We start from the raw sequence: 17,026 nt of genomic DNA on the forward strand, positions 1-17,026 counted from the left end.
CGATTACATCGAGATGTTTTACAATCCGAAGCGCCGGCACAGCTCCAGCAATGACTTGTCGCCGGTCGAATATGAAAAGCAGTACTTCCAGCGGCTCGCGAGTGTCTAGGAAACTCGTGGCGATTCAAATAACGCTTGCCCTTGAACTCCTGCATGCTGATACCGTGGAGTTTCAGGTCGGCCTGGTGCAGCACGCTCTGGAGTCTGATGACTTCCAAGAACTCCAACACTTTCTGCCGCAATTGAGTGTACTGCTTTGCCCGAGCAAAATCGGGCGAAAGAAAATCGGTCGGCTTTAACAGAATGACCTTCGAGATGGCTGGAGCAGCCTCCCGGCTTCTATCGGTGCTGCGGTAGCTGGACTGCTCGAGCGAGCCACGCTTCAGGTAATAGCCATCGCCAGATATCACATACGAGGCACTTGAGACGTAATCGACTCGGTTGAAGGTCGGACTCATCTTTGGCTGGACGGTGACTGCGATGGTGCTTTGCCCATGTTCATCCGTCACGACAGTTTGCGTGATCGATTCGCCGTTCGCCTGGCTTGTCCACTCGACCTTTGCCTCCTTGACAGGCTTGCCCGCGGAATCGACAGCCGTCACTGAAAAGCTGTGGGCTGCCGCGCTTGAATCGAACCCCGGCGTAGCCTGGGTATTGGATCTCTGGGAAGCGGGATTCGCGATGGTGTAGGTGTTATATCCCTGGGAAACGGCAGGTGCGCCGCAGCCGCTTAACAGGACAGCGGTTACAGTGGCAAGGGGAGCGATATGGGTCAGGATGTGCTGGAATTTCATGGATTTCGCAGTGAGCTGGACTGCGGGCACTCTACCTTTGGTTTTGCTAAAAAGCAAACTTCTTTGCCGCGTTGCTATGGGTGCTTAGCGGGAGTGACTGTGTCAGGCAGAACGGCACACCTTATCGGGGCTGTTGCTTGTTCTGTTATTGGTGTGTTTGATCCGCGTGGGCACAAGTGCCCACCCTACAGGATGCGCTTGGGGTCGAGATCGCCCAGCGATGCGCCGCGGGCCGAACGTCATACCCGCGGCAATCTTTATCTTTTACGACGACGGTCCCATGTCCGCCGCCTGCGGATCCACCCGCATCGCCTTCAGCAGCGCGTCGTTGAACGCCGGGATATCGTCCGGCTTGCGGCTCGTGATCAGCTTTTCGTCGATGACCACTTCCTGGTCCACCCACTCTGCCCCGGCGTTCTTCATGTCATCCTGGATCTCCGGCCAGCTCGTCAGATTCTTCGATTCGGCAATGCCGGCGTCGATCAGCACCCATGGGGCGTGGCAGATGGCGGCGATTGGCTTGTCTTCGGCGTAGAAATCGCGGATGAAGGCGATCGACTCGGGGCTCTTGCGCAGTTCCAGGGGATTCTTTTCGCCGCCCGGCAGCAACAGGGCGTCGAAATCGCCCGGGCGCGCATCGTTCACGTTCATCTCGACGCGGAACTGGTCGCCCATGGCGTCATGGTTCATGCCCTGCACCGCTTCGCCGACGGCTTTCGGCGAGATCAGGATCACCTGCGCGCCCTGCCCTTCCAGGAAGCTGCGCGGCCCGGTGTACTCGACCTGCTCGACGCCGTCCGTCATCAGCACTGCAACGCGTTTGCCCTGCAGCGCTCCACCATTGCCCACACTACCGCTCTGTTCCATGTAACCTCCTCGATATGTCGAATTGTGATTTCACTAAGACCAATTCTAGGAGCACCCAAGCATGCACGGCGCGCGCTTCAGGGGTGGGCGATGCCGAGCGCATGCAGGCGGGCACGGAGCCGGCGCACTTCGTCCGCGAGGTCGATCACGAGCGCGGCGAGTTCTTCGTCGGCATCGAAATGGCGCTCGAGTTCGAGCAGCCGGCGCGCCCGCGCCAGGTCGACGCTGCGAAAGCGCACACTCGCCACTTGCGCGGCCTCGCCGCCAAGTACACCCGCTTCCACATGCCGCACCACCCAGTCCGGCTCGACCTTGCAGGCCCAGGCCAGTTCGTTGAGGTCCAGCGCCACGTCGTCGATCAGCACGCCAGTCAAGGTCTGGTTCGATAACATTTTTTTCCTCCTCAAGCCAAGCCCGCTTACGCAGCCCTCGGATTAAACGCGAGATCGCGCGCCATCGCCTGATAGATCGCGCGCGCCTTGTCGTTGTTCGCGGGCGGCAGCACGACGTCGAGGATCAGGTAGAGGTCGCCCGGCGGACTGGCCGGGATGCCGCGTCCTTTCAGGCGCAGCTTGCGTCCGCTCTGCGAACCGGCCGGTACCGTGACCTCGACCGTGCCGGAGGGCGTCTGCACCGACACGCTGCCGCCCAGCGCCGCTTCCCATGGCGTCACCGGCACATTCTCGTAGACATGCGCGCCTTCGACCCGGTAGCGCGGATCGGGCGCGAAGCCGATCTCGAGGTAGAGGTCGCCCGGCCCGGCGCCGCCGTGCCCTTCGTGGCCCTGCCCCGCGAGGCGCAGCTGCTGACCCGGCGTCACGCCGCGCGGGATGTTCACGCTCAGCGTTTTCTCTTCCATCACGGCACGGCCACGGCCTTGCTGGCGCGGCACCCGGAGGCTGACCGTGCGCGTCGCGCCCTGGTAGGCGTCGCGCAGGTCGATCGTGATGGCGGCGTGGATATCGTCGCCGCGCATCTGGAAGCCTCCGCCATGGGCGCCACGCTGGCGACGTCCGGCCTGCGCGAACAGGTCGGCGAAGAAGTCGTCGGCGCCCGCGCCGGCAAAGTCGAACTGCTCGCCCCAGTCGGGCGGCGGCTGGAAGGATTCGCCGGGGCGATGGCCACGGCCGAGCGCGTCGTAGGCGGCGCGCTTCTCCGCGTCGCCCAGCACCTCGTAGGCTTCGTTGATTTCCTTGGTCTTGGCGTCGGCGTCCTTGTGTCCGCTGACATCGGGGTGGTATTTGCGCACCATTTTCCGGTACGCCTTCTTGATCTCGTCCGCCGATGCGCTTCTGTCGACGCCAAGGGTCTGGTAATAGTCCTTGTATTCCACAGTGAACTCCCGGATGGTTAACGCTGGCAGCCCAAACCGCACACGGAACAGGCCGCGTTTTCCACCTAGATGGGGATTCACAACACAATTTCAAAGTTCTCTCCCGGCTCCCTTTACATCAGGTTGAATGCTGATAAATTGAACAAACCAACCACTCGTTACAGCGGGGCGGAGATGGCCAAGTGGAAGAAATGGACGGTACTGATCCTCGGCGGTTTAGTATTGCTGGGCCTGCTTGCCGCGGCCGCTGCCTACGTTCTGAGTGCACGCAAACTGGAACGCACGGTGGCCGTCGATGTCCAGCCGGTGGCGATTCCGGTCGATGCCGCCCGGATCGAACACGGCCGCTACCTGTATAACACCCGCGGCTGTGCCGAGTGCCACGGCGCCAACGGTTCCGGCAGGACGGTGGTCGACACCGACGGTATGCTGGTGGTCGCACCGAACATTACCCGTGGCGCGAACAGCACGACTGAAGACTACACCGTGGTCGACTGGGTGCGCACGATCCGGCACGGCGTCAAGCCCAACGGGCAGCCGGTGATCGTCATGCCGAGCGAAGACTATGCGCGCCTGACGAATGAGGATACCGGCGCCCTGATCGCGTACTTGCGCCAGATGCCGCCGGTTCCCGGCGCACGCAGGCAGGTCGAGTTGCCGCTGCCGGTCAAGATGCTGTACGCAACGGGAGCCATCAAGGACGCCGCCGAGAAAATCGACCACACGCTCCCGCCGCCGGCTGCGCTGCCTGCGGCCGTGACGGTGGCGCACGGCGCCTATGTTGCACAGACCTGCATCGGCTGCCATGGCGCCCGACTGAGCGGCGGCGCCATTCCGGGTGCTCCGCCCGACTGGCCCGAGGCGGCCAACCTCACGCCCGGCGCCGGCAGCGCCATGGCGCGCTACCGTAGCGCGGACAGTTTTGTGGCCTTGCTACGCAGCGGCAAGCGGCCGGACGGCAGCGCGATCAGCCCGGTCATGCCCTTCGGTTCATTCAGGAACATGAACGATACCGACGTGCGCGCCTTGCATGCCTACCTGTTGACGGTCCCGCCTCGTCCGATGGGCCAGCATTGACACGCGGAACAGGCCAGCGGCGTTATCAATGAGACAGTAAAATCATGGGTTTTCGCCACCAGGCTGCCCATGACATTCACCGCCACCCCTTCCGCCACGACGTCGCCCGTCCGTACCGAAATCGCCACGCTCTGGAAACTCTCCTGGCCGATGCTGGTCGGCCAGCTGGCCACCGTCGGCATGGGCGTAGCCGACGTCGCGATGACCGGGCACGTGAGCGCGGCCGAACTGGCGGCGGTGTCGCTCGGCGCCTCGGTCTGGTCGATCGTGCTGGTCACCGTGATGGGCACCATGATGTCGATTAACACCGTGGTCGCGCACGAGATCGGCGCCGGGCGTTACGACAAGATTCCGCATTCGGTGCGCCAGGCCTTGTGGAAAGGCGTGGGCATTGGCCTGATTGCCTTCGTGCTGACCAACCTGGCCACGCTGCTGTTCGACCATATCGGCCTCGACCAGGCCGTGGCCGACCGCGCCGCGATGTTCCTGCACGTGACGAGCATCGGCATGCCGGCCTTTGCCTGCTACCGCGCGCTCTACGGCTACACGACGAGCATCAACCAGACCAAGCCGATCATGGTCATCGCCATCTTCGGGCTGCTGTTCAACATCGCCAGCAACTGGCTGCTGGTGTTCGGCAACTGGGGTTTTCCGCAACTGGGCGCGGTCGGGTGCGCGGTGTCGACCAGCGTGGGCATGTGGCTGATGCTGGGCGCGATGCTGGTCTGGGTCAAGATCTCTCCGGTCTACCGCATGACTTATCCGTTCACGGGCTGGGAAGGCCCGGACTGGAAGGAAATCCGCGAGATGCTGCGCCTGGGCGTGCCGATCGGGATCACCTATTTTGCCGAGGTCAGCGCCTTCGGCCTGATCAGCCTGCTGGTGGCGCGCTTCGGCGTGGTGCAGGTGTCGGCGCACCAGATCGCGCTGAACTTCGCCTCGCTGGTCTTCATGGTGCCGCTCAGCTTCGGCATCGGCCTGCTGACCCGCGTCGGTCAGGCGATGGGCGAAGGCAATCCGCTGCGCGCGCAGTTCGTGTCGCGGGTCGGCGTCGGCATGTCGGTAAGCTTCGGCCTGCTGTCGGCCGCCTGCATCGCCCTCTTCCGCTGGGAAATCGCGCGCGCCTATACCTCGGACCCGGCCGTGCAGGAAGCCTGCGTGCACCTGCTGCTGTTCGCGGCGCTGTTCCAGTTGTCGGACGCGACCCAGGTCGCCACCGCCTCGGCCATCCGCGGCTACCAGGTGACGCGTCCGCCGATGCTCATCCAGCTGCTCGCCTTCTGGGGCTTTTCGCTGCCGCTCGGCTATATCCTGGGCATTGCACCGGGCTGGTTCCCGTGGGCGCCCGCGGCCCCGATGGAATCGACCGGCTTCTGGATCGGGCTGGTGCTGGGCCTGACGATCGCCGCTGTCCTGTTGAGCTGGGCGATGGAGCGCCTGTCGCGCCAGAAGGTGCGAGAGGGAGCACAGCAGCAGGCTGCCGCCACCGCCGCCGGTTGAATCTTGCCTGAGGCCGCGTTGTTGCAAACGCGGTCTTCCTCTGTGCTTTCCCCTTAGTATGTACAGCTTTTGAGGTGCGACTCTGGTATCGTCTCGTCCGTTGCATATAGCTAACTTTAACGAGACAAACAATGCGCCTTCTCCTCTGCCTCCTGGCCGCGCTCGCGGCAGCGCCCGCGTCCGCGGAACGCCTGACGCTCGACCGCATCCACGGCGAAACCTCGCTTGCCGGTCCCGGCGTGAAAAACGTGCGCGTGTCGCCCGACGGCGAACGCGTCACCTTCCTGCGCGGCCGCACCGACAACCAGTTCCAGCAGGACCTGTGGGAATACAACATGAAGGACAAGACCACGCGCCTGCTGGTCGATTCCAAAAAGCTGGTTCCCCTCGAAAACCTGTCGCTCGAGGAAAAGGCACGGCGCGAACGTGCCCGTACCGCAAGCCTGTCGGGCATCCTGAGCTATACCTGGTCGCCCGACGGCAAGCAGCTGCTGGTGCCGATCGCCGGCGACCTCTACCTGGTCGACGCTGCCAGGCCCGACGCGGCGCGCAAGGTTGCTTCGGGCAATGTGCTCGATCCGAAGATTTCGCCGAAGGGCCGCTACGTCTCCTTCGTGCGCAACCAGAACCTGGTCGTGATCGACCTGAAGACCGGCGCCGAGCGCCAGTTGACCCAGGACGGCAAGGGCACCGTGCACAACGGCGAGGCCGAATTCGTCGCGCAGGAAGAGATGGACCAGACCACCGGCTACTACTGGGCGCCGGACGATTCCGCGATTGCCTATAAACGCTACGACGAAGCCCCGGTGCCGGTCGCGCGCCGCTTCGAGATCTTTGCCGACCGCACCGAAGTGATCGACCAGCACTACCCTGCCGCCGGGGACCCGAACGTGCTGGTAGACCTGTTCATCGTTTCCCCGGAAACCGGCGTCTCGCGCAAGGTCGACCTCGGCGCCGAGAAAGACATCTACCTGGTGCGCGCCGACTGGAGCGCGGACAGCAAGACCCTCGTCTACCAGCGCCAGACGCGCGACCAGAAGCGCCTCGACCTGGTCGCGGTGGACGCCGCCACCCTGGCCCAGCGCAAGCTCTTGAGCGAAACCTCCAACACCTGGGTCAGCCTGCACAACGACCTGCGCTTCCTCAAGAAACGCCAGGCCTTCATCTGGGCCTCCGAGCGCAGCGGCCGCAACCACCTGTATTTGTACGACCTGAACGGCAAGCTGCTGCACCCGATCTCGAGCGGCGAATGGGGCATCGACAACGTGCTGGCTGTGGACGAGGCCGCCGGCAAGGTGTTCGTGTCCTCGAACCGCGACGCCGTGATCGACAAGCAGACCTATGCGCTGGCGATCGACGGCAGCACGGCCGCCAGGCCGGTGCGCATCACCAAGGCCGACGGCTGGCACGAAGCCGCGTTCGCGAACAACGGCAAGATTTTTGTGGACACCTATTCCGATCCGAAGACCCCGCCGCAGGTATCGATCCGCAAGGCCGACGGCAGCATGGTGCAATGGCTCGAGCAAAACGAGCTGAACGCCAAGCACCCCTACGCACAATACCTGCCGGACCACCTGCCGACCGAGTACGGCACCATCAAGGCGAAGGATGGCCAGACCCTGCACTACTCGCTGATCAAGCCGGCCAATTTCGACGCCACCAGGAAATACCCGGTCTTCCTGTTCACTTACGGCGGCCCGCACTCGCAGCGCGTCACCCGTACCTGGGGCAATTATTTTGACCAGTACATGGCGCAGCAGGGCTTCGTGGTGTTCCGCCTGGATAACCGCGGTTCGAGCCGCCGCGAGCGCCAGTTCACCGACGTCATCTACAACAACCTGGGCAAGCACGAAGTCGAAGACCAGCTGACCGGCGTCGACTGGCTGGCGCAGCAGGCCTTCGTCGATCCGAAGCGCGTCGGCGTGTTCGGCTGGAGCTATGGCGGCTTCATGACCCTGCGCCTGCTGGCGGCCGATTCGAACAAGATCGCGATGGGCGTGTCGGTGGCGCCGGTGACGGACTGGGCGCTCTACGACACCCACTACACGGAACGCTATGTCGGCGCCACGCCGAAGTCGGGCAAGGACGCCTACGACCGCAGCGGCGTGTTCGCCCACCTCGACGGCCTGAAGTCGCCGCTGCTGCTGGTGCACGGCATGGCGGACGATAACGTCCTGTTCACCAACAGCACGCGCCTGATCGACGAACTCGTCAAGCGCAACGTGCAGTTCGAACTGATGACCTACCCGGGCGCCAAGCACGGCATCTCGGGCCGCGTCGCCCAGCGCCACGTGTACGGCATGATCGAGAATTTCTTCAAAAAGAACCTCGGCGGTACTGCGCCACGCTGATCGCGCGGTTTACTAGCATGAAAAAGCCGGATTACCCAAGCGGGTAGTCCGGCTTTTCTTATTGAGTGCCCGAAAAAGCCAATTGTGTCTTTTTTTGACCATTCAACATGGAAATGTTTCTTATTGGTCTACACAATTTCTGACAACTCAACAAAATGTCAATGCCTGATGTTGCGAAAAAGAGACGAAATCAAAAATATTTTTAAGAGGTACATTTGACCCCAAATGCATATTTTTCCTATGGGAATTGTGAACACTGAACTCAACAGTTCAGCTTTCCTGTAACAAATTATGTCCCCACTGAATTAATTCCTCGCGGTATTCTCCGTGTTCCTGATCTAGAGACACGCTCAAGAAGAGCGGTACACCAAGAGGACTTATTCAATGCAAGCCATCCGTACCAGCGTCACCCGCACCTCCCTCGCAGTCTCCGCCCTCATCATCGGCGCGGCCATCGCAGCTCCAGCCTCGGCTGCCGTCCGCAGCGTCGGCGCCGGCAAAACCTACGCCACCCCATGCAAGGCCTTCGCCGCAGCAGCTACGGGCGACACCATCGAAATCCAGGCCGGCACCTATTCGGGCGACGTCTGCGCCATCTACAAGAGCAACCTGACCATCCGCGGCGTCAATGGCCGTCCGAAGATCGATGCTGCCGGCAAGAACGCGCTCGGCAAGGGCACCTGGGTCGTTGTCGGCAGCAACATCAAGATCGACAACGTCGAGATGATGGGTGCCAAGGTGACGTCGAAGAACGGCGCCGCCCTGCGCCTCGAAGGCACGAACTTCACGTTGACCAACTCGTTCCTGCACCATAACGAAAACGGCATCCTGAGCGGTGCGAATACGGCCAGCACGATCGTCCTCGAGAACAACGAGTTCGGCTACAACGGCTACGGCGACGGCTACAGCCACAACATCTACATCGGCTCGGTGGGCAAGCTGACCTTCCGCTTCAACTTCTCGCACGACGCCCGTGTCGGCCATAACCTGAAGACCCGCGCCCACTACAACACGATCGCCTACAACCGCTTCTCGAGCCTGCGCTCGGGCGAAACCGGCAGCACCCCTGCCGGCAAGCCAAGCTATGAGATCAACGTACCGAATGGCGGCACCACCTTCATCATCGGCAACGTGATCATGCAACCGACCGCCTCCAACAACCCGGCGATGGTGGCGTATGGCGAAGAAGGCGTCGGTACGCGCAAGACCGACCTGTACGTGGTCAACAATACCTTCGTGAACGACGACGGCTCACGCGGCACCTTCGTGCAGGTCAAGAACGCCGCTACCCCGGCCAAGCTGATCAACAACCTGTTCTCGGGCTACGGCACCGTTACCAACCAGACCTCGGCCGTCAAGAAGACCAACTTCCAGTCGCTGGCTGTGGGCTTCGTCAACCGCGCCGCCTATGACCTGCGTCCGCTGTCGAACTCGCTGATCATCAACGCCGGTTCCTCGCCGGGCAGCTCGAGCGACGGCCTGACGCTCAATGCGGCAGCAAGCTACAAGCACACTGCATCGGGCCTCAACCGTTCGACCCTCGGCAGCCAGATCGACATCGGCGCCTACGAAGTCCAGTAAGCACCCTGTTCCCGGCAACGGGGAGAGATAAAAAAGCCCCGGCGCGCTGCGCACCGGGGCTTTTTTGCGTTGACGGCTGCCATCCGCGGGCAGCGCGGATCAGCGGCGCGTGGTGTCGTTCAGGGCGTCCTTGACGTCGCCGTACTTTTCCTGGGTCTTGCCTTCGACCTGGTTCTTCAGGCCTTTGGCCTCCTGCTCCTTGTTGCCGACCAGCTTGCCGGCCTCTTCCTGGATCTTGCCACCGATGTCCTGCAGCTTGCCTTCGACTTGGTCCTTGTTCATGGTGTTCTCCTTGAATGCAGCGCGGTCCCGTTGACTGCGCGATGGGGCCAGAATACGGCCGCTTGCCGCCGCGTTCTGTACGGGCCCGCACATAGCTCGGCAGTAGCAAAGCCTGCATCCCGCTGAGCTCAGCCATGCGCCGGGACGGGACAACCCATGGTAGTGTTTCATTAACGTTTTGTTAATGGAATCCGATCATGAATGAACCCGCCCAATCCCCGCCGCCCGACAATGCACCCGCCAAGCGCAGGTTGATGAAGCGCACCGCCATCGTCGATGGCATCAGCCTCCTGTTCATCCTCGGCCTGGCCGCCATCTGGTTCGCGGCCGACGCCCTGCTGCTGGTATTTGCCTGCATCCTGTGCGCGGTGCTCTTCTATGAGCTCAGCCGCATGCTGGCGCGGCGTACCGGCATGCGGCGCAAGTTCGCGCTGGCCACGGTCGTCGTGCTGTTGCTGGCGATCATCGGCCTCGGCGGCTGGGCGATGGCGCCGCAGATTGCCGAGCAGTCGAACAAGCTGGCCGAGGCCGTGCCCAAGTCGCTGCAGCAGTTGCAAGGCGTCGTCAACGAACACCCCCTGCTCAAGCGCGTGCTGGCCGGCATGCCGCCGCCCGAGCAGATCGTCAAGCAGATGTCGAACATGGTGCCGAATGCCGGCCTGTTCTTCGGCGGCGTCGTCGGCGCGCTCGGCAACGTGGTGATCATCCTGTTCGTCGGCATTTATTTTGCCGCCTCGCCCCAGCTCTACACGAGCGGCGTCATCAAGCTGGTGCCGCAGTCGAAACGGCCGCGCGCACGCCAGGTGCAGCAAAAGATCGGCGACACCCTGGGCAGCTGGCTGCTCGGCAAGGCGATGTCGATGCTGATCGTCGGCATCGTTACCTCGGCGGGCCTGTCGATGCTGGGCGTGCCGCTGGCGCTGATCCTCGGCATCATCGCCGGCCTGCTCGACTTCGTCCCCTACCTCGGGCCGATCATGGCCGGGGTGCCGGCAGTGCTGATCGCGTTCTCCATCAGCCCCGACCTGGCCCTGTACACGGTTGTGCTGTTCGTCGGCGTGCAGCTGGTGGAAGGCTATGTGCTGCAGCCCCTGATCGAATCGCGCGCGGTCGACCTGCCGCCGGCCCTGACCATCGTGATGCAGCTGATCTTCGGTACCCTGTTCGGCTTTGCCGGGGTCGCGCTGGCGACGCCGCTGGCGGCGGTGATCAAGGTGCTGGTGCAGATGCTGTATGTGGAGGATGTGCTGGGGGATAAGGTGGAGGAGCCGGAAAAAACGTAGGGTGGACGGCTCTGCCGTCCACGCGTCGATCGCCGCCACGCGATCGGCCGCAAACGCGCTGGTGCACAATAAACAAAGCCGCGACGAATCGCGGCTTTGTTCTGCGTGGGCTGCAACGATTACTTGTTGCCCTTGAAGATATCCTTCACATCGCCCACCTTTTCCTGCACCTTGCCTTCGGCCTGGTTCATGTTCCCTTGCTTTTGCTGCTGGCGGTTGCCCGTGGCTTCGCCGACTTTTTCCTGAATCTTGCCGCCGATGTCCTTGGCCTTGCCCTTGATCTGGTCGTCGTTCATCACTGCACCTCTTCGGTTGGAATTGGAAAGCCCACCTTAGGCCCGATTCCAGGGTGCATCCGTTCGCTGGTTAACATTGCCTGAAGCTTAAGAATCCTCTAAGGTTTTCGCCACAGGCTGGCCAGCCAGGGCTGCTGCTCGCGCGGCAGTCCGGGTGGCCGATAGTAGTGGCCCAGCGGCGCGAATCCCGCGGCGACGAGGTAGGCTTCCCAGGTCGGGTAGTCGTAGTAACTCCCGTAACGCGGCCCGTTCCAGCCCTCCTCGTTGTGCCCGCGGGGGTTCGAGCTGAACAGCACGCCGCCGGGCTTGAGGGCGCCGTGCAGGGCCGCCAGCACGGCCGGCAGCGCCGCGCTCGGCACGTGGAACAGTGAGGCGTTGGCGAAGATGCCGTCGAACATGCCGGGCGGCAGCGCCAGGTGCAGGAAATCCTGGTGCCAGACCTCGCAGCCGCTGTACTCGCGTGCCAGCGCGACGAATTCCGCCGCGCCGTCGAGCCCGATCGCACGGTGACCGAGCGCGCTGAAGGTCTTCAGGTCGCGCCCGGGGCCGCAGCCGAGGTCGAGCAGCGTGAACGGGCCGGGTGCTTCGATGGCGCCGAGCAGCGCCGCCACGTTCTGGCTGACGTCGTGGTCGACCGTGCCGGCGAAGAACTGCTGCGCATGGCGCTCGTAATGCGCCAGCGTGCGGCGCGCGATGTCGTCGAGGTCCTCAGTCATGGTTCACCAGATCCGCACCCGGTCCTGCGGCGCCAGGTAGAGCTCCTGCCCCGGCTTGACGTCGAAGGCTTTGTACCATGGGTCCAGGTTGCGCACGATGTAGGTGCGGTACTGCGCCGGTGCGTGGCCGTCGGTAAGGACGATGCGGCGCAGCGAGGCTTCGCGCATCTTGGTGCGCCATCCCTGGGCGAAGCCGGTGAAGAACTGGCGGTCCGCCTCGGCGGTCTTGCCCGATGGCGTCGTCTTGAAGGCGTCGTAGGACGCGGCCAGGCCCGCCAGGTCGGCCAGGTTTTCGCTCAGCGTCAGCTGGCCGTTCACCGCCAGGTCCGGGAAGGGTTTATAGGCGCCGTACTGGGCGACCAGCTTGTTCGATGCCTCCTTGAAGTGGGCCAGGTCTTTCTCGGTCCACCAGTTGCGCAGGCGCCCCTGGGCGTCGAACTGGGCGCCCTGGTCGTCGAAGCTGTGGCTGATCTCGTGGCCGATGATCGAGCCGATCGCGCCATAGTTGACGGCGTCCGGCGCCTTCGGATCGAAGAACGGCGGCTGCAGGATCGCGGCCGGGAAGTTCATCGCGTTCTGCAGCGGCAGGTTCACCGCATTGACGAGCTGCGGCGGCATGGCCCACTCGGTGCGCTCGGGTTTGCGCCCCAGCTTGGCGAGTTCCTGCTTGTAGCGGAAGTCTTCGGCGCGCACCGCGTTGCCGAAGGCGTCGTCCCTGGCAACCTGCAGGCCCTCGTAGGACTTCCAGCGCTCCGGATAGCCCACGCCCACATACATGCCCTTGACCTTGGCCTGCGCCTGGGCGCGCGTGGCCGGCGCCATCCAGTCGAGCTTTTCGATGCGGCGGCTGAAGGCGTCGATGATGTTGGCCACCATCGCCTGCACGCGCGCCTTGTTCTCTGCCGGGAAGTAGCGCGCCACGTAGATCTTGCCGACAGCCTCGTCCATGCCCTCGTTGGTCGCGGCCAGCGCGCGCTTCCAGCGCACCGACTGCTGCGGCGTGCCGGTCAGGGCGCGCCCGTTGAACTCGAAGCGCTGGTCGGCAAAAGCCTTGGGCAGCAGGCTGGCGTACTGGTTGAGCTTGTGGAAGGCGAGATAGTCGCGCCAGATGGCGACGTCGGCCGCCGTCGCGTTCCCCAGCAGCCGCGCCGCCCCCGTCACGGCGCTCGGGTGGTAGACCTGGAAGCGTTCCTGGCCGGACAGGCCGGCCGCCTTGAAGAAGGCGGTCCAGTCCACGCCCGGCGCCTTCGCGGCGAAATCTTTCATGGTCCAGACATTGTTCGACTTCTGGATGTTGGCCGAATCCTCGCGCGTGGCGTGGGTCTGGGCCAGCGCCAGCTCGAGTTCGAACACGCGCGCGGCGCGTTCCTCGCTCTTGTCGAAGCCGGCCAGCTTGAGCATCGCGGCGATGTGCTGCTGGTACTTCGTGCGCAGCTCGGCCATGCGCGCATTGTTTTCCAGGTAGTAGGCGCGGTCCGGCATGCCGAGGCCGCCCTGCAGCAGGTACGGCAGGTTGCGCGACGGGTCCGTCAGGCCCTGCGCCACCCACAGGCCGAACAGGTTTTCGGTGAAGAAGTCGGTGGCGTTGAGCGGGTCGACGTCGGCCCGCAGCGAGGCGCCCAGCGCGCGCACCAGCGCCGCCTTGTCCTTGATTGCCGCAATGCTCGACAGCATAGGCTTGATCGGGGCCAGGCCGCGCTTGTCGATGCCCGCCTCGTCCATGTAGGCGGCGTAGAAATCGGCCACCTTGCGCGCCTCCCCGCTCGCATTCTTGTCGGCGCCCAGTTCCTCGATCATCTTCGCGATGCGGGTGTTGGTCTCTTCGGCCAGCGCCCCCATGGCGCTCCAGGAGCCGCGGTCGGCCGGGATCTCGGTCTTGGCCAGCCACTCGCCGTTGGCATAGGCGAAGAAGTCGTCGCCGGGCAGCACGGTCATGTTCGCCGGCTTGGCGGCGGCGGGTTTTTCGATCGGCGGCGCGATCTTGGTGGCGTCCTGGGCCTGGGCCAGGCCGAAGCTGCCGTAGAGGGCCAGCGCAACGGCGGCGGTCGATGAGGTCAAACGGATCTTCATGCTCGTCCTTTTTCTCGTGATCGGTCTATATCAGGGATGCGGGTTCGCCAGGGCCGCGCGCACCTGCGGCAGCAGGCGCGCCTTTTGCGCCGCGCGCACGCGGATGCCGTTGCCGACGCGCTGGGCTTCGACCAGCGCATCCGGGCCGAAGTTCTGGGCCACGTAATGTTCCATCATATCCGCGTGGCGCACATCGGCGGAGCCGGCGACGACGCTGGCGATGGCGCGGTTGCGCGCCACGGCGTCGCTGCTGGCGATCAGGGCCTTGCGGTTGGCGACCGCGAAGGCCCAGGCCTGGTCCGGATGCTGGCGTCCGACGCCGCTGACGATGCTGCCGACCAGGTTGGCCGGCGTCTGCGGCGACAGCGCCATGTTCAGGGTCCGGGCCGCCAGCGCCGGGTCCTGCACCAGCGTCATGGCGCCGCCGATGCGGTAGCGTTCCTCGTCGGTCGCGCTCGCCGCCAATGCACGCCCGAGCGCCTCGTAGGTGGGCGCGTCGGCATAGCGGCCGGCGGTGTTCACCACGAAATCGAGCATCTCCGGGCTGATCGAGGACGGGTCGCTCACATAACGGGCGAAACGCGCGCGCGCTTCGCTGATTGCGCGCTGATCGCCGGCACGCGCCAGGGCACCCGCCAGCAACGGCCGCAGGCGGCGCTCCTCGAGCGTGTCGCCGGCCCGCTCTTCCCAGCCGAGCTTGTCGAAGCGGGGCTGCACGAAGCGCGCCACGAAGCCGCGGATCAGGGCGCTTTCCGGCTCGCCGCGCGCCAGGTTTTCCAGGGTGCCGAGGTTGGACAGGATCGATTCCCAGACCGCCAGGCGCGGCTCGTCGCCGTATTTGTCGACCAGGTTCAGGTAGCTGGCCAGCGGCGCGCGCCCGGCCGCGACCAGGCTCCAGGCGTCGAGCAGGAGTTTCAGGCGGGTCGGGTCCGGCAACTGCCGGGCGTTCGCCGCCAGCGCATCGAAACTGGCGCGGTCGTACTGGATGCGGAAGAAGCCGACACTGTCCGGATCGACCACCAGCGTGCCGCTGCAGCTGCCCTGGGTGAGCGTCGTGCTGCGGCTCGTCAGCAGCGTGGTCCAGGCGCGGCCATTGACGGTGCCGACCTGCAGCGGCACGCTCCACAGGCGCTCTTCCTTCGCCGGCTCGTCGAGCCGGTACTGCTCCTGCGACAGGGTGACCTTGCGCCGCCCGTCCTCGCAGCTTTGCGACACCGTGATCAGCGGGTAGCCCGGCTGGGTGGTCCAGTCGGCGGCGATTTTCGCGACCGGCTTGCCCGAGGCCGCCTCGATCGCCGCCCACAGGTCGGCCGAGGTGGTGTTCGAGTACTGGTGGGCGGCCATGTAGGCGCGGATGCCCTTGCGGAACTTGGCCTCGCCAACATAGTCTTCGAGCATGCGCAGGAAGCCCTGGCCTTTCACATAGGTGATCGCATCGAAGGCGCTGGCGGCCTGCTCCTCGTTGTCGATGCGCATCTGGATCGGGTGCGTGGTCTTGCGCGCATCCAGGTTCAGCACGCTTTCGCGCTCGACGATGCCGTCCAGGTAGGGGCGCCACTCGGGGTGGAAGCGCTCGGTGGCCTTCGCCGCCATCCAGGAGGCAAAACCTTCGTTGAGCCAGAGGTTGTCCCACCAGGCCATGGTGACCAGGTTGCCGAACCACTGGTGCGCCACTTCGTGCGCGTTGATCTCGAAGGTGAGCTTCTTGACGTCTTCCGGGCTCTTTTTCGGGTCATACAGCAGGGTCGCCTCGTTGTAGACGACGCCGCCCCAATTCTCCATCGCGCCATTGAAGCCGCCGGGAATCGCGATCTGGTCGAGCTTGGCGAGCGGGTACGGCAGGCCGAAGTAATTATTGTAGTAGCGCAGCAGATCGCGGGTGGCGGCCAGCGGGAAGGCGGTCGCGCCCAGCTTGCCTTCGGTGGTGACGATGCCGATCTCGACGCCGCCCTGGCGCGCCGAGACGCGCTCCATTTCGCCCGCCACCAGCACTACCAGGTAGCTCGGCATCTTCGGCGTCGGGGCAAAGGAGATGCGCTGCAGGCCGTTGGCCAGCGTTTCCTGCGTCAGGACCGGCGTGTTCGAATAGGCCTTGAAGCTGGCCGGCACGTCGACCGTCAGCTTAAAGCGGGCGCGGAAGGCCGGCTCGTCCCAGGTCGGCAGCATGCGGCGCGCGTCCGAGGGCTGCATGGTGGTGGCGACCAGTTTCTTGTCTGCGCCGCCCGCCTTGTAGCGGACCTGGAACAGGCCGCGCCCCTCGCGGTTGATCTGGCCGCGGAAGCGCAGCGCCAGCGTGTAGCGTCCCGGCGCGAGCGCTTCGTCGAGCTGGAAGGCGAGCGTTTCCTGCTTCTCGTCGAGGATGGGCTGCAGCGTTTGCTGTCCCTTGCCGGCGCGCGACAGCGTGGCGCCCTCGATCGTGAGGTTGGCGGCATTGAGCACGATGCGGCTGGTCGGGCGCAGCACCTCGATCTCGACGCTCTGGCTGCCGCTGAAGGTGTCGTCGGCGATATTCGGCACCAAATGCGCGTCGTACAGCAGCGGGATCACGTCCTTGGGCAGCTTGCCGGGCGTGGCGGCGAACGAAAACGGTGCTTCGGCCTGGGCGGTCGCCGGGAGCAGGACGGCGGCCAGGGCCAGCGCAGTCGCGGCGGCGGCGGTGACGGCGCGCGATGCTCGGTGGTCTCTCATGATTTCCTCTTTTCTTGTAAGTGCCGGATGCCGCGCCTGGCGCAGCAACCCAGCACGCACTCTAGGAGAACCGGTGGGAGGCGGTGCCGGGATTGCGACAGACGGCATAAAACGGCGCTGGAATGCAGAATCCCGGCAGTATGCGATCCCCGGTAAAGCCGGGCTCTTGCGCAGGCCGCCGCGCCCTT

General features: G+C 64.4%; 14 protein-coding genes. 6 read left to right on the forward strand and 8 right to left on the reverse strand.

Features of this window, described 5'->3' with window-relative positions; genetic code table 11:
• Positions 1-109: IS3 family transposase (locus ACWCIA_RS21920; protein WP_454166358.1), on the forward strand; the 109-nt coding region annotated here is incomplete at its 5' end.
• 949 nt (positions 110-1,058) lie between these two features.
• Here the strand turns inward: ACWCIA_RS21920 and ACWCIA_RS21925 are convergent.
• The 3 genes from ACWCIA_RS21925 to ACWCIA_RS21935 all read right to left on the reverse strand — a co-directional run bounded on the left by ACWCIA_RS21925 (position 1,059) and on the right by ACWCIA_RS21935 (position 2,994).
• Positions 1,059-1,661 carry a type 1 glutamine amidotransferase domain-containing protein gene (locus tag ACWCIA_RS21925; protein ID WP_454166603.1) on the reverse strand — a complete coding sequence of 201 codons (603 nt, stop codon included), beginning with the start codon at positions 1,659-1,661 and terminating at the stop codon, positions 1,059-1,061.
• Positions 1,662-1,738: 77 nt separating this feature from the next.
• Positions 1,739-2,053, reverse strand: a complete 315-nt coding sequence (locus ACWCIA_RS21930) for a MerR family transcriptional regulator (protein WP_454166604.1) — start codon at positions 2,051-2,053, stop codon at positions 1,739-1,741.
• A 26-nt stretch (positions 2,054-2,079) separates the two neighbouring features.
• Complete coding sequence (locus tag ACWCIA_RS21935) at positions 2,080-2,994, reverse strand: DnaJ C-terminal domain-containing protein (protein WP_454166605.1); 915 nt, start codon at positions 2,992-2,994, stop codon at positions 2,080-2,082.
• 174 nt (positions 2,995-3,168) lie between these two features.
• Here ACWCIA_RS21935 and ACWCIA_RS21940 point away from each other — a divergent pair, with 174 nt between their 5' ends.
• The 4 genes from ACWCIA_RS21940 (at position 3,169) to ACWCIA_RS21955 (ending at position 9,503) form a co-directional block, all read left to right on the forward strand.
• Positions 3,169-4,071, forward strand: a complete 903-nt coding sequence (locus ACWCIA_RS21940; protein WP_454166606.1) for a c-type cytochrome — start codon at positions 3,169-3,171, stop codon at positions 4,069-4,071.
• 69 nt (positions 4,072-4,140) lie between these two features.
• Positions 4,141-5,571 (forward strand): MATE family efflux transporter, encoded by a 1,431-nt coding sequence (locus ACWCIA_RS21945; RefSeq protein WP_454166607.1) that lies wholly within the window; start codon positions 4,141-4,143, stop codon positions 5,569-5,571.
• Positions 5,572-5,702: 131 nt separating this feature from the next.
• Positions 5,703-7,922, forward strand: coding sequence for a S9 family peptidase (locus ACWCIA_RS21950; RefSeq protein WP_454166608.1), 2,220 nt, complete (start codon positions 5,703-5,705; stop codon positions 7,920-7,922).
• Positions 7,923-8,306: 384 nt separating this feature from the next.
• A complete protein-coding gene (locus tag ACWCIA_RS21955; protein ID WP_454166609.1) occupies positions 8,307-9,503 on the forward strand; it encodes a hypothetical protein in 1,197 nt (398 codons plus the stop codon).
• Positions 9,504-9,602: 99 nt separating this feature from the next.
• On the opposite strand, the gene ACWCIA_RS21960 is transcribed toward ACWCIA_RS21955, so the two are convergent.
• Positions 9,603-9,785, reverse strand: coding sequence for a CsbD family protein (locus ACWCIA_RS21960; RefSeq protein WP_454166610.1), 183 nt, complete (start codon positions 9,783-9,785; stop codon positions 9,603-9,605).
• 197 nt (positions 9,786-9,982) lie between these two features.
• On the opposite strand from ACWCIA_RS21960, the gene ACWCIA_RS21965 reads away from it, so the two are divergent.
• Positions 9,983-11,068, forward strand: a complete 1,086-nt coding sequence (locus ACWCIA_RS21965; RefSeq protein WP_454166611.1) for an AI-2E family transporter — start codon at positions 9,983-9,985, stop codon at positions 11,066-11,068.
• Positions 11,069-11,187: 119 nt separating this feature from the next.
• On the opposite strand, the gene ACWCIA_RS21970 is transcribed toward ACWCIA_RS21965, so the two are convergent.
• From ACWCIA_RS21970 to ACWCIA_RS21985, 4 genes are all read right to left on the reverse strand, one after another.
• On the reverse strand, positions 11,188-11,364 hold the full coding sequence (locus tag ACWCIA_RS21970) for a CsbD family protein (RefSeq protein ID WP_454166612.1): 177 nt from the start codon (positions 11,362-11,364) through the stop codon (positions 11,188-11,190).
• A gap of 98 nt (positions 11,365-11,462) precedes the next feature.
• Complete coding sequence (locus tag ACWCIA_RS21975; RefSeq protein WP_454166613.1) at positions 11,463-12,080, reverse strand: class I SAM-dependent methyltransferase; 618 nt, start codon at positions 12,078-12,080, stop codon at positions 11,463-11,465.
• Positions 12,081-12,083: 3 nt separating this feature from the next.
• Positions 12,084-14,150, reverse strand: a complete 2,067-nt coding sequence (locus tag ACWCIA_RS21980; RefSeq protein WP_454166614.1) for a M13 family metallopeptidase — start codon at positions 14,148-14,150, stop codon at positions 12,084-12,086.
• 30 nt (positions 14,151-14,180) lie between these two features.
• A complete protein-coding gene (locus tag ACWCIA_RS21985; protein ID WP_454166615.1) occupies positions 14,181-16,838 on the reverse strand; it encodes a M1 family metallopeptidase in 2,658 nt (885 codons plus the stop codon).
• Positions 16,839-17,026 lie beyond the last annotated feature (188 nt).

The sequence above is a fragment of the Massilia sp. SYSU DXS3249 genome (assembly GCF_053668055.1).

What these genes read in the sequence shown, in the direction of transcription:
- ACWCIA_RS21975 (WP_454166613.1), bottom strand. Translation starts at nt 12,080, where the DNA reads ATGACTGAGGACCTCGACGACATCGCGCGCCGCACGCTGGCGCATTAC.
- ACWCIA_RS21980 (WP_454166614.1), bottom strand. Translation starts at nt 14,150, where the DNA reads ATGAAGATCCGTTTGACCTCATCGACCGCCGCCGTTGCGCTGGCCCTC.
- ACWCIA_RS21985 (WP_454166615.1), bottom strand. Translation starts at nt 16,838, where the DNA reads ATGAGAGACCACCGAGCATCGCGCGCCGTCACCGCCGCCGCCGCGACT.
- ACWCIA_RS21950 (WP_454166608.1), top strand. Translation starts at nt 5,703, where the DNA reads ATGCGCCTTCTCCTCTGCCTCCTGGCCGCGCTCGCGGCAGCGCCCGCG.
- ACWCIA_RS21965 (WP_454166611.1), top strand. Translation starts at nt 9,983, where the DNA reads ATGAATGAACCCGCCCAATCCCCGCCGCCCGACAATGCACCCGCCAAG.
- ACWCIA_RS21960 (WP_454166610.1), bottom strand. Translation starts at nt 9,785, where the DNA reads ATGAACAAGGACCAAGTCGAAGGCAAGCTGCAGGACATCGGTGGCAAG.
- ACWCIA_RS21930 (WP_454166604.1), bottom strand. Translation starts at nt 2,053, where the DNA reads ATGTTATCGAACCAGACCTTGACTGGCGTGCTGATCGACGACGTGGCG.
- ACWCIA_RS21940 (WP_454166606.1), top strand. Translation starts at nt 3,169, where the DNA reads ATGGCCAAGTGGAAGAAATGGACGGTACTGATCCTCGGCGGTTTAGTA.
- ACWCIA_RS21925 (WP_454166603.1), bottom strand. Translation starts at nt 1,661, where the DNA reads ATGGAACAGAGCGGTAGTGTGGGCAATGGTGGAGCGCTGCAGGGCAAA.
- ACWCIA_RS21970 (WP_454166612.1), bottom strand. Translation starts at nt 11,364, where the DNA reads ATGAACGACGACCAGATCAAGGGCAAGGCCAAGGACATCGGCGGCAAG.
- ACWCIA_RS21955 (WP_454166609.1), top strand. Translation starts at nt 8,307, where the DNA reads ATGCAAGCCATCCGTACCAGCGTCACCCGCACCTCCCTCGCAGTCTCC.
- ACWCIA_RS21945 (WP_454166607.1), top strand. Translation starts at nt 4,141, where the DNA reads ATGACATTCACCGCCACCCCTTCCGCCACGACGTCGCCCGTCCGTACC.